Raw genomic sequence first — 14,657 nt, forward strand, 5'->3', positions numbered from 1 at the left:
CGCCCCGCGGAAAGCGAACACCTAGAACGGAAAGGAACAGGAAGTTTCAGAACGAACCTACCTACTATTAAAGTAGTAAATAAAAACCATGGTGTACGCGAAAACCCTTCGCGTACACCAAACTCTTCCAATCAAAATGAGCGAGCGTTCAGTCGAATAAAATGTAAGCGTTTACCACCATTAAAGGAGGAACCAACAATGGGAAAAACAGTAATCGTAAGCGGAGTGCGTACACCAATCGGTAAATTTGCAGGAGGCCTAAGCTCCCTAACTGCAGTAGACCTAGGCGCAGTGGCAATAAAAGAAGCCTTAACGAGAGCAAAAGTGGAAGCAGGTTCAGTAGGAGAGGTAATCTTTGGAACAGTACTACAAGGCGGACAGGGTCAAATACCATCTCGCCAAGCTGCACACAAAGCAGGACTTCCCTGGAACGTGAAAACCGAAACAATCAATAAAGTTTGTGCTTCAGGAATGAGAAGTGTGACATTAGCAGATATCTTGATCCGTGCTGGCGAAGAGGAAGTCATCGTTGCAGGGGGAATGGAAAGTATGAGCAATGCTCCGTATATCCTTCCTAAAGCAAGATGGGGACTTCGTATGGGAGATAGCAGTGTTAAGGATCTGATGGTGCATGATGGCTTGACATGCACGTTTACCGGCGTTCATATGGGTACATATGGAAACAGCGTCGCAAAAGAGATGGAGATCTCAAGGGAAGACCAGGATGCATGGGCGTTCAGAAGTCATCAACGAGCAGTGGAAGCGATGGAAAAAGGAATTTTCGCCGAAGAGATCGTCCCAGTAGAGGTACCTCAGCGAAAAGGGGAGCCGGTTATTGTAAGCAAGGATGAATCGCCGCGTAAAGATACTTCAATTGAAAAGCTGTCTTCCTTAAGACCGGCATTTGACCATGACGGAACCATCACTGCCGGAAATGCACCTGGAGTCAATGATGGAGCGAGCGCACTCGTCCTTATGAGCGAAGAACGTGCGGCAAAAGAAGGAAAGCAGCCGATCGCAACGATTTTGGGGCAAGCCTCGATAGCAGTGGAAGCAAAGGATTTTCCTAAAACACCAGGAATGGTGATTAACGAGCTTTTATCCAAAACAGGAACGAAACTTGAAGAGATTGACCTTTTTGAAATTAATGAAGCTTTTGCGGCAGTGGCTTTGGCATCAGCAAACCTTGCAGGGCTAGATCTAGAAAAAGTAAATGTAAACGGCGGGTCAGTCGCACTTGGTCATCCAATCGGAGCAAGTGGGGCGCGCATTATTGTTTCCCTTATTCATGAACTTAAGCGACGTGGCGGTGGACTTGGAATCGCGTCCATCTGCAGTGGCGGCGGCCAAGGCGATGCTATTCTGATTAAAGTGTAAATCAATTTAGGAGGGACATATAAGATGACGATTAAAAATGTAATGGTAATTGGGGCAGGACAAATGGGTTCTGGAATTGCACAGGTTTGTGCGATGGCAGGCTTTCATGTATACATGAACGATTTGAAGCAGGAATTCCTTGATCGCGGGCTAGCGAGCATCACAAAAAATATCACAAGAGCAGTCGACAAAGGAAGAATGACCGAAGAGGAAAAAGAAAAAGTACTAGGCAACCTGACGACAACTACGACGTTAGAAGATGCCAAACATGTAGATATTGTCATTGAAGCGGCAGTTGAAAACATGGATATTAAGAAAAAGATTTTTGGAGAATTGGATAAAATTGCTCCAGAGCATACGATTTTGGCGAGCAATACCTCCTCCTTGCCGATCACAGAAATTGCAGCAGCAACAAGCAGACCGGAAAAAGTAATTGGGATGCACTTTATGAATCCAGTGCCTGTTATGAAGCTGGTGGAAATCATCCGTGGCCTTCAAACAGCAGACGAGGTATACCAAACGATTGAGGACATGACAAAAGAATTGCAAAAAGTGCCAGTAGAAGTAAATGACTTTCCTGGTTTTGTATCCAATCGCGTACTGATGCCTATGATTAACGAAGCGATCTTTACCGTCTATGAGGGAGTAGCAACACCAGAAGCGATTGATGAAGTGATGAAGCTTGGGATGAACCACCCAATGGGGCCGCTTACGCTCGCTGACTTTATCGGGTTGGACACATGCCTTTATATTATGGAAACCTTGCATGAAGGCTTTGGCGACGACAAATACCGTCCATGCCCACTGCTTCGAAAATATGTAAAAGCAGGCTGGCTCGGCCGCAAAACAGGACGCGGATTTTACACATACGAAACATAAAGAGACGAAAACTCCATAATAAATCAGGCAGCAAGAAAGGGGTCGGAAAGTATGAACTTACGCTTCACCGAAGAACAAGAAATGGTGCGGAAAATGGTACGTGATTTTGCCGAAACGGAAATCGCGCCATTTGTGGAAAAAATGGAAGAGGGCGAGTTTCCTCGTGAAATTTTAAAGAAAATGGCAGACCTTGGGTTAATGGGGATGACCATTCCTGAAGAGTACGGCGGAGCAGGGATGGACTTTCCATCTTATATTATTGCAATCAATGAGCTGTCCCGTGTTAGTGCGACAATCGGTGTGATTCTCTCGGTTCATACATCTGTTGGGACAAATCCGATTCTTTATTTCGGAACAGAAGAGCAAAAGCAAAAATACGTGACAAAGCTTGCAAGTGGGGAGTACTTAGGAGCCTTTTGTTTAACAGAGCCTAGTGCCGGTTCTGATGCAGGCAGCCTGAAAACTCGGGCGGTCAAACATGAGGACCATTATGTGTTGAATGGTTCGAAAGTCTTCATCACAAACGGAGGAGAAGCGGATACCTACATCGTGTTTGCTTCCACTGATCCAAGCCTTGGGGCAAAAGGTGTTTCTGCCTTTATTGTGGAAAAGGACACTCCAGGATTTATCATCGGAAAAGACGAGCAAAAAATGGGATTACACGGTTCAAGAACGGTGCAGCTAACATTTGAGGATGCGAGAGTGCCGGCAGAAAATCTGCTTGGAAAAGAGGGCGAAGGATTTAAAATTGCCTTGGCGAACCTCGATGTCGGACGTATTGGGATAGCGGCTCAATCTCTTGGAATTGCAGAAGCAGCCTTGGAGCATGCAACATCGTACGCTAAGGAACGAGTACAGTTTGGAAAGCCGATCGCTCTCCAGCAGGGAGTAGGCTTTAAGCTTGCAGATATGGCAACGGCGGTAGAAGGTGCAAAGCTATTAACCTATCGTGCAGCAAACCTGCGTGCACAAGGAAAACCTTGTGGCAAAGAAGCGTCCATGGCGAAGCTTTTTGCCTCCCAAACCGCAATGAATGTTGCAACAGAAGCGATTCAAGTATACGGAGGCTACGGCTATACAAAGGACTACCCTGTCGAACGCTTCTTCCGAGATGCGAAAGTATGTGAAATCTACGAAGGAACAAGTGAAATACAACGCGTAGTAATAGCAAAACATCTATTAAACTAAGAACCTTTTCATAAAACTCCTTCCATAAAGTTTGTCGCTTTAAGCACGAAAAAAATCGAAAATTGGATATACCCATACAAAATTAGAGTCTGTTGAAGATACCGGTTGATAATAGTACTTCACCAGCCTTTTGCGGAAATCAAAAGCGGCGTATAACCTAGCCTAAAATTAAATAAGTAAAGAGCACGGCAGCAAGGACTAAACTTACTAACCAGGGGGAAAAACAAATGAATTTTTTACTAAGTGAAGAACATGAAATGATTCGTAAAATGGTGCGCGATTTTGCCAAAAATGAAGTAGAACCAACCGCAGCAGAGCGTGACGAAGAAGAACGTTTTGACATGGATATTTTCCGCAAAATGGCGGATCTAGGCTTAACGGGAATTCCTTTTCCGGAAGAGTATGGCGGAATCGGCAGTGACTATCTGGCGTATTGCATAGCGGTAGAGGAACTTTCCCGTGTATGTGCATCCACAGGGGTAACTTTATCGGCGCACACGTCTCTTGCAAGCTGGCCGATCTATAAATACGGGACAGAAGAGCAAAAGCAAAAGTATCTTGTGCCGTTAGCGCAAGGAACAAGCATCGGAGGCTATGGTTTAACAGAACCAGGGTCAGGGTCGGATGCAGGCGGAATGCGGACAACGGCGAAGCTTGATGGCGACCATTATGTGCTAAATGGCTCGAAAATCTTCATTACAAACGGCGGAATTGCAGACATCTATGTGGTATTTGCCGTTACTGATCAGGACCTTAAGAATAAAGGAACAAGTGCTTTTATTATTGATAGCAGTTTCCCAGGCTTTAGTGTCGGGAAAAAAGAGAAAAAGCTAGGTATTCGTTCTTCACCAACAACGGAAATAATTTTTGAAGACTGCCGTGTGCCGGTGGAAAACCTGTTAGGTCAAGAAGGAGAAGGATTTAAGATAGCAATGACAACACTTGATGGCGGACGAAACGGAATCGCGGCCCAAGCGGTTGGAATTGCACAAGGAGCTTTGGATGCATCAGTAGCGTATGCGAAGGAACGTGTTCAATTCGGGAAGCCAATTGCAGCACAGCAGGGTGTAAGCTTTAAATTAGCCGACATGGCAACTTCAATCGAAGCTTCAAGACTTTTAACCTATCAAGCGGCATGGCGCGAGTCAGAGGGCTTAAGCTATGGTAAGGAATCGGCGATGTCGAAGCTTATTGCAGGTGACACAGCCATGAAGGTGACAACCGAGGCGGTTCAAGTATTCGGCGGGTACGGCTATACGAAGGACTATCCGGTGGAGCGTTATATGAGAGATGCTAAAATCACACAAATTTACGAAGGAACACAGGAAATTCAACGTCTCGTCATCTCCAGAATGCTCACGAAGTAAGTGGATGGATAAGGGGATGAAGAAACGGGAAGTCCATGCATCCGTCAAAGATGAGCGATTGATTGAGAAACGGCGGGACCAAATGATTAAAGGGGCAGTCAGTCTTTTTAAGGAAAAAGGCTTTCACCGCACAACCACCCGTGAAATAGCGAAAGAAGCGGGCTTTAGTATTGGAACCTTGTATGAATACATCCGCACAAAAGAAGATGTTCTTTATTTAGTATGTGACCGCATTTACGACCAGGTGGGAGAGAGGCTGCAGCAGGAATTAGACATGAAGCGCGGCAATCTCGAAAGCTTAAAATCTGCTATTTCCTATTACTTCCGAGTGATGGATGAAATGCAGGATGAAGTGCTTGTGATGTACCAGGAGGCAAAATCGCTTTCCAAAGATGCTTTGCCATATGTGTTAAATAAAGAGCTTGAAATGGTTGCGATGTTTGAACAGGTGATCAGAAATTGTATGGCAGCAGAGGGAATGAAATTAAAAGAGCAGGAAATTCAATTGATGGCGCACAATATTTTCGTTCAGGGGCAGATGTGGGGCTTTCGCCGCTGGGTGCTTCATAAGCATTTCTGTCTCGAGGATTATATTGCAGGCCAAATTGAACTGTTAATTAACGGTCTAACAAAGGGGGAGCACGTGAATGGAAATCTATCGTCCAACTAACCATATCCGATTTGTGACAGCATCCAGTCTTTTTGATGGTCATGATGCATCAATCAATATTATGCGACGAATCTTGCAAGCGAGTGGGGCAGAGGTGATTCACCTTGGTCATAATCGATCAGTGGAGGAAATTGTCAACGCAGCAATCCAAGAGGATGTCCAAGGCATTGCGATATCCTCTTACCAAGGCGGACATGTAGAATATTTCAAGTACATGTTTGATCTTTTAAAAGAAAAAAATGCTAGCCACATTAAAATATATGGAGGCGGTGGGGGAGTTATCATCCCAAGTGAGATCAAGGAGCTTCATGCGTACGGAATTTCCCGCATTTTCTCACCAGAGGACGGCCGGGAGCATGGCTTGCAGGGCATGATTAATTCGATGCTAGAGGATTGTGATTTTGTTACAGCCAAATCACTGGATGAGGAAATCGACGAGTTAACGGCTGACGACCACCAAGCGATTGCAAAGTTAATTACACTTGCTGAACTGCAGGTAACAACCAATGAAGAAGTAGCCGCAACAGCGCAGGCAGCTTTGACGAAGGTAAAAGAAAAGCAAAAAACCGTACCGGTTCTTGGAATTACAGGGACAGGTGGAGCGGGGAAAAGCTCCCTTACTGATGAGCTGATCAGACGCTTCATTAATGAAGTACCTGATAACAAAGTCGCAATTCTTTCTATCGATCCTACTAAACAGAAAACAGGTGGCGCACTATTAGGAGACCGCATCCGGATGAATGCGATTTTCAATCCAAGGGTGTATATGCGCTCCCTTGCAACCCGTGGTTCTCGTTCCGAGCTGTCGCTTGCGATTCAGGATGCAATTAGTGTCGTTAAAGCAGCTGGCTTTGACCTGATTATCGTGGAAACGAGCGGGATTGGCCAAGGAAATGCCGGCATCACGGAGATTTGTGATATTTCCATGTATGTGATGACAAGTGAATTTGGTGCTCCATCACAGCTAGAGAAAATCGATATGATCGACTATGCAGACCTTATTGTCATCAATAAATATGAACGCAAAGGTTCAGAGGATGCTAAGCGCCAGGTGCAAAAGCAATATCAGCGCAGCCGTCTTTTATGGGATAAAGAACTGGATGAGATGCCGGTTTACGGAACGATTGCCAGTCAGTTTAATGATCTTGGAACGAACACCTTGTTTCAAGCACTATTAGGGCTGATTAATGAGAAAACTGGAAAAAATCACACCTCTAGCTTGCCAACCTCGAAAGAAGTGGAAAAGCAGAATGTGATCATCCCGAATGATCGTCGCTATTATTTGCGGGAGATCAGCGACACGGTTCGCAACTACCATAAAGAGGCAGGAGAACAAGTGGAGCTGGCGCGCAAGCTTTTCCAATTGGATGGAGCAATGGAAGCTGCTTCTGATAAGGAAGATTTGGTAGAGGCGCTTCGTATTATTCGCAGGGAGTATGAGGAGAAGCTTACGACAGAATCTCGTAAAATTTTGGCAGGCTGGGAAGAGAAGAAGGAAAAGTATTCTGGTGATCAGTTTGTGACGAAGATCCGCGACAAGGAGATTATTACCAAATTGACGACGAAAAGTTTGTCAGGGTTGGCGATTCCAAAAGTGGTGCTGCCGAAATATGTGGATTACGGAGAGATTTTGAAATGGGTGTATCGTGAGAATGTACCAGGGGAGTTCCCTTATACAGCAGGTGTCTTTCCGTTTAAACGTGAAGGCGAGGATCCTAAGCGTCAATTCGCTGGAGAAGGAACTCCGGAGAGAACAAATCGCCGCTTCCATTATTTAAGTAAGGATGATGATGCGAAACGTTTGAGTACGGCGTTCGATTCGGTAACGCTTTATGGGGAAGATCCGGCACCACGTCCTGATATTTATGGAAAAGTTGGAAATAGCGGGGTAAGCATTTGTACGCTTGATGATATGAAAAAGCTGTATGCGGGCTTTGACCTTTGTGCTCCAAGTACATCGGTTTCCATGACCATTAACGGACCGGCTCCTGTTATTTTGGCGATGTTTATGAATACAGCGATTGATCAGCAGGTGCAGGCACGAGAAGAAGAGCTTGGCCGCATGTTAACTTTGGAAGAGTATACGGAAGTTCGTGCGAAAACCTTGCAAACGGTTCGTGGTACGGTGCAAGCGGATATTTTAAAAGAAGACCAGGGGCAAAATACTTGTATCTTCTCCACAGAATTTGCATTAAGGGTAATGGGAGATATTCAGCAATATTTTATTGATAAAAAGGTGCGGAACTATTATTCTGTCTCTATTTCCGGCTACCATATCGCAGAAGCGGGGGCAAACCCGATTACCCAGTTGGCTTTTACCCTGTCCAATGGCTTTACGTATGTAGAATACTATTTAAGCCGCGGTATGAACATTGATGACTTTGCGCCAAACTTGAGCTTTTTCTTCAGCAATGGCCTTGATGCAGAGTATACGGTGATTGGCCGTGTGGCACGCCGCATTTGGGCAACCGTGATGAAAAATAAATACAAGGCAAATGAACGAAGCCAGAAACTGAAATACCATGTGCAAACTTCTGGACGTTCCTTGCATGCGCAGGAGATTGACTTTAATGATATTCGTACCACCTTGCAAGCGTTAATGGCGTTGCAGGATAACTGTAACTCCCTTCATACCAATGCGTATGATGAGGCGATTACGACACCAACGGAGGAATCGGTGCGACGTGCGATGGCGATTCAGATGATTATTACGAAAGAGCATGGCTTGGCGAAAAATGAAAATCCGCTGCAGGGCTCCTTTGTAGTGGAAGAGCTGACAGACCTTGTAGAAGAAATGGTCCTACAGGAGTTTGAACGCCTTAATGATCGCGGCGGTGTGCTTGGAGCGATGGAAACCCAGTACCAGCGTGGGAAAATTCAGGACGAATCGATGTACTATGAAATGAAAAAGCACACAGGGGAGCTTCCGATTATCGGTGTGAACACCTATCAAAACCCAACGCCACCTTCTGAGGACGATTTGAACGATATCGAGCTAGCTCGTTCCACTGAAGAGGAAAAGGAAACTCAGATTCGCAATTTAACCTCCTTCCAAGAGCGTAACAGTGACAAGGTGGAAGAAGCGTTAACAAGGCTAAAGCAAGTGGCCATTAATGGCGAGAATATTTTTGAAGAGCTGATGGATACAGTAAAAGTGGCGAGCCTCGGGCAGATCACAACGGCATTGTATGAAGTTGGCGGACAGTTTAGACGGAATATGTAACAGGGCTTTTAGCCTGCTAGCGGGTGCATGCCCTCCACTGCTTATTGCTTTGGTGGGGCATGCGCCCTTTACCATCCTGAAAAAAATTTCCGCAAAGATTTATTTTATGCTGGATTAAACATTGTGTATTTGTTTATAATGAATGGTATGGATTTTTCTAGAAATCTTTAATATTATCGACTTTTACAATTTACATATACAGAAAGGATGTGCAGACATTGGCATTAGACCATTTAACGGCAGAAGAAGTGAAGGAAATGTCTCTAATCGAGATCACTTATGCACTATTCAACGAGCAAAAGCAATCTTTAACATTTGGTGAACTTATCAAGAAGCTTAAAAAGCTGACAGGATTCAAGGATGCAGATCTTCGCGACAAGCTGTCACAATTTTATACGGACCTGAATATTGACGGCCGTTTTATTTGTATCGGGGAAAACCAATGGGGATTACGTGCATGGTATCCTTATGATCAAATAGAAGAGGAAACGACTCCTCAGGTTAAAACAAAAACCAAGAAGAAAAAGAAAAAATCTGATGACGATGATGATCTTGACGCAGACGAGTTCGATGAACTTGACGAAGAAGAATTGGAGTTTGACGACCTTGACGATTACGAAGAAGTTGAGGAAGACGACTTTGATGACGATGACGATGATGATGATGATGACGATGATGATGTCGTAGAAGATATCGTAGAAGATGAAGACTATGACCTCGAAGACGATGAAGAGGACGAAGATGAGGAAGACGAAGACGAAGAAATAAAATAAGCATCTTTCCCAATCTAGACAAGCACGGTAGGCAAACACGATGAAAATCGATGTTTGTCTACTGTTTTTTGTTATAGGTTAGAGAGGAGACTCGATTTAGCAAGTTCCCTCTCTTATACTAGATAAATCTGCCCTTGACTTTTTATCCCCAACTAGGTAGAATCTTTTTTGGGCTCCTTTTAAAAGGACAAGAAAGTTTCGATAGATCATCACACGCTCCCTTGCTAGAAAACTAGTAAGAGGAGCGTTTTTTTATTGGTAAAACACAAAAAGGTTACGGACCGATTTTGAAAAATGAGACGCTGTACCTAAGCCAAATTTAGGAACAGCTTCATTTTTTACGAAGGCACTTTCGCAAAAGTTATTGCTGGAAGCTCGCTCGTAAATAATTGGCAATCTGGCTTATGAATTTAGTGTTTTTGACTAATGATAAAAATATTAGGCTCTTTTCGTAAAGCTCTTTTCTAAAAGATTGTTGCTGGCCAACAATCAATGCGAAGATAGCTAAATATTAAATGCCTCTCAAGAAAGAATCAAGATAGTTATTAAATAGTATTTTATACATTAATCGAGGGGGAGACATACAGAATGACAAAGTATATTTTCGTAACAGGTGGCGTGGTTTCATCTCTAGGTAAAGGAATCACAGCAGCATCACTAGGAAGACTATTGAAAAACCGGGGATTAAGTGTAACTATTCAAAAATTTGATCCTTACATCAACGTGGACCCAGGTACAATGAGTCCTTACCAGCATGGGGAAGTATACGTTACAGGCGACGGAGCGGAAACAGACCTGGACTTAGGTCACTATGAGCGTTTTATTGATATTAACTTAAACAAATACAGCAATGTGACAACAGGGAAAATCTACTCTACCGTGTTGAAAAAAGAGCGTCGTGGAGACTATCTTGGTGGAACGGTGCAGGTTATTCCACACATCACAAACGAAATTAAAGAGCGGGTTTTCCGTTCAGGGCGTGAAACAAATGCGGATGTGGTCATTACAGAAATCGGGGGAACAGTAGGAGACATCGAATCCTTGCCATTCCTAGAAGCAATTCGTCAAATCAAGAGTGATATCGGCCGTGACAATGTGATGTATGTTCATTGTACGCTTGTTCCTCACATCAAGGTTGCCGGCGAGTTGAAAACAAAACCGACCCAACATAGTGTAAAAGAGCTTCGCGGCTTAGGTATCCAGCCAAACATTATCGTGCTTCGTTCGGAAATGCCGATTTCCCAAGACATGAAGGACAAGATCGCGCTATTTTGTGATATTGACGAGAGAGCGGTCATCGAATCCATTGATGCAGAAACGCTTTACGAGATTCCACTTGCCTATCAAGCTCAAAACATGGACCAAATCGTCTGTGATCATTTAAAGCTTGATACAAAAGAAGCGGACATGACAGATTGGACTAAGCTTGTAGATAAAGTGAAAAATCTCTCCAACAAAACAACAATTGCCTTGGTTGGTAAATACGTAGAGCTTCAGGATGCTTATCTTTCTGTTGCAGAAGCACTTCGTCATGCAGGATTCGAGTACGATGCAGACGTGAAAATCAACTGGATCAACTCAGAAGAAGTAACAGCCGAAAATGTGGATGAGCTTTTACAAGGCGCAGACGGTATCCTTGTTCCTGGCGGATTCGGCGATCGTGGAGTAGAAGGCAAAATTGAAGCAATTCGCTTTGCCCGTGTAAACAAAGTTCCTTTCTTCGGAATTTGCCTCGGAATGCAATTGGCATCCGTTGAATTTGCACGCAATGTTCTTGGATTAGAAGATGCACACTCATCTGAACTAAATCCAGAAACACCATACCCTGTCATTGATCTGCTTCCAGAGCAAAAAGACATTGAAGACTTAGGTGGTACCCTTCGTCTTGGTCTCTACCCTTGTAAACTGATCGACGGTTCACTGGCACAAGCGGCTTACAATGATGCCGTGGTTTACGAGCGTCACCGTCACCGTTATGAATTTAACAATCAATACCGTCAGCAAATGGAAGAGCATGGCTTCATCTTCTCAGGCACAAGCCCCGACGGCCGCCTAATAGAAGTAATCGAGATCAAAGACCATCCATGGTTCCTTGCCTCTCAATTTCACCCGGAATTCACGTCACGACCTAACCGTCCGCAGCCACTATTCCGTGACTTCGTCCAAGCATCCATTAAAAATGCCGGCGTTTTAGCTTAATTTACACATAGCACGTGGGGAGTTGGTCCGTTTTTGGACTGGCTCTCTTTTTTTGTTGTGCAGAGGACTGAAGGGAGGCGGAAGGGCAGCGCGGCTAGTTGTTTTAGAGGGGTGATTGGTGGCGGTGCTTCGCCGAAATTGTTTGTGAGTGCATTTTTATATAAAAATAGGGAAATTGGTGATCTTTCAGGAGAATTCCAGCGAGGTTTTAATTAAAATCAGGTAATTAGAGCTTTTATGGTGCGGGAGGGTGATTTTTTGAGGTTTTATAAGGGGTTTGGAGTTGTATTCTACCTTTTTCCCGGGGCTATCTAACAACTTTTGTGGGTTCATCTTACAAATTACAGGAAACATCTAACCAAAAACCGGATTCATCTAACAGGAATAGAGACATCTAACACATTTGGGGAAACATCTAACACATTCAGAAAACTATCTAACAAATGGCTGGATCTATCTAATAGAAAAGCAAATGCATCTAACAAAAAACCTCCCAACACCAATCTACTACTAAGAGGAATCCTAACAAGGGAGAGTTCCCCCCCCTCCCATGCTAGTCCTCAAGCTCTTCCATCATCTCTTTTATAGTAAAAGCAAGTCCATAATACACATACAAAGCCGTCATGCTGCTTGGGAAACCAAAGCGCTCGCCATCCTCACCAGGGATCAGCGGCTTTTTCAACTTCATATCAATATGAACATCCGCGATTTCCTCAAGAGACGCAGCTCCAGAAGTTTCAGCAGCAACGATGGTGGAAACAGCCACTATTTCCATACCGTGTTCCTTCAAAGCCTTAGCCGTATGCACGGCCTCTTCATCTGTCGAAAATCGGGATACAAGCAACACGCGGTCTGTCTCCGTCAATTCTTGATAGCTAGTAAGGGAAGAAAGGGGGGCGGCTTTCTGCAACGGCTCGGCACCATCCACTGCTTCCGCCTCAATTGCCTTCATCTCCCGCACGCCATGTATGTAAATCCGTCCATCACCAACCAAAGCCTGAGCTAATAAACGAGCACCATCCTCCAACAAAAAATCCTCATTCCCAGCGATTCGACTAAACACACCCTGAAGCTGAGTCGTAAAAATCTTCAACATAAACCAACACCTCCAAAAACTATACTACCACTACCATCCCCCCCAGCCAAAGCACACGTTCGACATAAATTGAAAATCTCCTGCCGGGGTCTGGCCCCAAAAAGAAAAAAACTCAAAAAATATTTCCCGATGTGCCACATTAGAAGTATATTATTATCTGTACTATGGTCTATTATTTAGAGGTGGGTTAAATTATTTATTGGAGAAAGAAGGAAATTAGACTGGTATCGTAGAAGTAGTTGGAAGGGTGGAAATAATGTTCTTATTTACAAGAAAGAGGTGGAATGATGGGTCAAAAGTTGCTAATTGTGGATGACCAGTATGGAATACGGATCTTATTGAATGAGGTGTTCCAAAAAGAAGGATATCAGACATTTCAAGCTGCAAATGGTTACCAAGCATTAGATATTGTAGAAAAGCATTCGCCTGACTTAGTGTTGTTAGACATGAAAATACCCGGGATGGATGGAATTGAAATTTTAAAAAGATTGAAGGCGATCGACTCTAGTATTCAAGTCATTATTATGACTGCATATGGAGAGCTGGATATGATTCAGGAATCAAAAGATTTAGGTGCCATTACGCACTTTGCAAAACCTTTTGATATTGATGAAATAAGAGATGCAGTTCGCCAAAACATGCCTCAATCTACTGAAAATTAATAAAAGTAGAGACAGAAAATTTAAAAATTAAAAGTGTTACCGCTTACAGTTGTAAAGCGGACTACTCCGTAGTTGTAGTTTTCTTTTTTAGTTGGTATGCTAGGTAATGGATAATATCTACCGACAAGTTTTGCACGTATGTTTCACTCTCATACATAACTAGTTTTTCAATTGGTGAAGCTAGGATTGATAGTAGTGAAGCTGTTTTTTGCAAAGAAAAAGGGATTCATGCGATGGATAAGTAGCGAACAATGATTGATGATTGTTGCCTGTCTAAGCAGGGTATACCATTTTTGTAAGAACGGGGAAAACTTTTCGGAGTGAGTATAATATGAAGGAGGATTTTACCATGCCTTTAGTTTCCATGACAGAAATGCTAAAAAAAGCAAATGCAGAAGGCTATGCAGTAGGTCAGTTTAACTTAAACAACCTTGAATTTACACAAGCAATTCTACAAGCTGCACAAGAAGAAAGTTCACCAGTAATTCTTGGTGTATCTGAAGGGGCAGCCCGTTACATGGGTGGCTTCAAAACAATCGTTGCGCTTGTAAAAGCACTTATGGAAGAGTACAAAGTTACTGTTCCTGTTGCAATTCACTTGGATCACGGCTCAAGCTATGAGTCTTGTGCAAAAGCGATCCACGCTGGATTTACTTCCGTTATGATCGATGCTTCTCATCACCCGTTTGAAGAGAACATCGAAACAACGACGAAAGTAGTAGAATTAGCACACTTCCACGGAGTTTCTGTTGAGGCAGAGCTTGGTGTAGTAGGTGGACAAGAAGATGACGTTATCGCTGAGGGCGTTATCTATGCTGATCCAAAAGAATGTGAAGAGCTTGTAAAGCGTACTGGCATTGATTGCCTTGCACCTGCATTAGGATCCGTTCACGGACCTTACAAAGGCGAGCCAAACCTTGGCTTCAAAGAGATGGAAGAAATCAATACGCTTGCTGGTGTTCCTCTTGTATTACATGGTGGTACTGGAATTCCGACACATGATATCCAAAAGGCAATTTCTTTTGGAACAGCCAAAATCAATGTGAACACGGAAAACCAAATCACTTCTGCAAGAACAGTTCGCGAAGTATTAGCGGCTAAACCTGAGGAGTACGATCCACGTAAATACTTAGGACCAGCACGTGACGCGATCAAAGAAACGGTTCAAGGCAAAATGCGTGAATTCGGTTCATCCAACAAGGCTTAATTCAAAATAACCATTT

General features: G+C 43.7%; 11 protein-coding genes. 10 read left to right on the forward strand and 1 reads right to left on the reverse strand.

The genetic code is table 11. From position 1 onward, the window contains the following. Positions 1–198 precede the first annotated feature (198 nt). The 8 genes from K9B36_RS05425 (at position 199) to K9B36_RS05460 (ending at position 11,676) form a co-directional block, all read left to right on the forward strand. Positions 199–1,377, forward strand: a complete 1,179-nt coding sequence (locus K9B36_RS05425; protein ID WP_223701565.1) for an acetyl-CoA C-acetyltransferase — start codon at positions 199–201, stop codon at positions 1,375–1,377. 24 nt (positions 1,378–1,401) lie between these two features. Continuing rightward, complete coding sequence (locus tag K9B36_RS05430) at positions 1,402–2,256, forward strand: 3-hydroxybutyryl-CoA dehydrogenase (RefSeq protein ID WP_223701013.1); 855 nt, start codon at positions 1,402–1,404, stop codon at positions 2,254–2,256. 51 nt (positions 2,257–2,307) lie between these two features. Then, complete coding sequence (locus K9B36_RS05435; protein ID WP_223701014.1) at positions 2,308–3,444, forward strand: acyl-CoA dehydrogenase; 1,137 nt, start codon at positions 2,308–2,310, stop codon at positions 3,442–3,444. Between the two features lie 227 nt (positions 3,445–3,671). After that, positions 3,672–4,811, forward strand: a complete 1,140-nt coding sequence (locus K9B36_RS05440; RefSeq protein WP_223701015.1) for an acyl-CoA dehydrogenase — start codon at positions 3,672–3,674, stop codon at positions 4,809–4,811. 16 nt (positions 4,812–4,827) lie between these two features. Next, positions 4,828–5,481 carry a TetR/AcrR family transcriptional regulator gene (locus K9B36_RS05445; protein ID WP_223701016.1) on the forward strand — a complete coding sequence of 218 codons (654 nt, stop codon included), beginning with the start codon at positions 4,828–4,830 and terminating at the stop codon, positions 5,479–5,481. Further along, positions 5,459–8,704 carry a fused isobutyryl-CoA mutase/GTPase IcmF gene (gene icmF, locus K9B36_RS05450; RefSeq protein WP_223701017.1) on the forward strand — a complete coding sequence of 1,082 codons (3,246 nt, stop codon included), beginning with the start codon at positions 5,459–5,461 and terminating at the stop codon, positions 8,702–8,704. Before K9B36_RS05445 ends, icmF begins: the two co-directional genes overlap by 23 nt. Positions 8,705–8,922: 218 nt before the next feature. Beyond that, complete coding sequence (rpoE, locus tag K9B36_RS05455; RefSeq protein WP_399201392.1) at positions 8,923–9,477, forward strand: DNA-directed RNA polymerase subunit delta; 555 nt, start codon at positions 8,923–8,925, stop codon at positions 9,475–9,477. Between the two features lie 588 nt (positions 9,478–10,065). Continuing rightward, a complete protein-coding gene (locus tag K9B36_RS05460) occupies positions 10,066–11,676 on the forward strand; it encodes a CTP synthase (protein WP_223701018.1) in 1,611 nt (536 codons plus the stop codon). Between the two features lie 553 nt (positions 11,677–12,229). On the opposite strand, the gene K9B36_RS05465 is transcribed toward K9B36_RS05460, so the two are convergent. Then, the gene (locus K9B36_RS05465; protein WP_223701019.1) at positions 12,230–12,772 is read right to left on the reverse strand and encodes a DUF2529 domain-containing protein; all 543 of its coding nucleotides are present in this window, start codon (positions 12,770–12,772) and stop codon (positions 12,230–12,232) included. A 284-nt stretch (positions 12,773–13,056) separates the two neighbouring features. On the opposite strand from K9B36_RS05465, the gene K9B36_RS05470 reads away from it, so the two are divergent. After that, positions 13,057–13,434, forward strand: coding sequence for a response regulator (locus K9B36_RS05470; protein WP_223701020.1), 378 nt, complete (start codon positions 13,057–13,059; stop codon positions 13,432–13,434). Positions 13,435–13,783: 349 nt separating this feature from the next. Then, positions 13,784–14,641, forward strand: a complete 858-nt coding sequence (locus K9B36_RS05475) for a class II fructose-bisphosphate aldolase (protein WP_223701021.1) — start codon at positions 13,784–13,786, stop codon at positions 14,639–14,641. Positions 14,642–14,657 lie beyond the last annotated feature (16 nt).

Source organism: Sutcliffiella deserti, from assembly GCF_020037475.1.
GTDB lineage: Bacteria > Bacillota > Bacilli > Bacillales > Bacillaceae_I > Sutcliffiella_A > Sutcliffiella_A deserti.

Excerpts from the sequence above, each read along its gene's own strand:
- K9B36_RS05425 (WP_223701565.1), top strand. The coding sequence starts at position 199 with ATGGGAAAAACAGTAATCGTAAGCGGAGTGCGTACACCAATCGGTAAA.
- K9B36_RS05440 (WP_223701015.1), top strand. The coding sequence starts at position 3,672 with ATGAATTTTTTACTAAGTGAAGAACATGAAATGATTCGTAAAATGGTG.
- K9B36_RS05435 (WP_223701014.1), top strand. The coding sequence starts at position 2,308 with ATGAACTTACGCTTCACCGAAGAACAAGAAATGGTGCGGAAAATGGTA.
- K9B36_RS05470 (WP_223701020.1), top strand. The coding sequence starts at position 13,057 with ATGATGGGTCAAAAGTTGCTAATTGTGGATGACCAGTATGGAATACGG.
- K9B36_RS05465 (WP_223701019.1), bottom strand. The coding sequence starts at position 12,772 with ATGTTGAAGATTTTTACGACTCAGCTTCAGGGTGTGTTTAGTCGAATC.
- K9B36_RS05460 (WP_223701018.1), top strand. The coding sequence starts at position 10,066 with ATGACAAAGTATATTTTCGTAACAGGTGGCGTGGTTTCATCTCTAGGT.
- K9B36_RS05430 (WP_223701013.1), top strand. The coding sequence starts at position 1,402 with ATGACGATTAAAAATGTAATGGTAATTGGGGCAGGACAAATGGGTTCT.
- K9B36_RS05445 (WP_223701016.1), top strand. The coding sequence starts at position 4,828 with ATGAAGAAACGGGAAGTCCATGCATCCGTCAAAGATGAGCGATTGATT.
- K9B36_RS05475 (WP_223701021.1), top strand. The coding sequence starts at position 13,784 with ATGCCTTTAGTTTCCATGACAGAAATGCTAAAAAAAGCAAATGCAGAA.
- icmF (WP_223701017.1), top strand. The coding sequence starts at position 5,459 with ATGGAAATCTATCGTCCAACTAACCATATCCGATTTGTGACAGCATCC.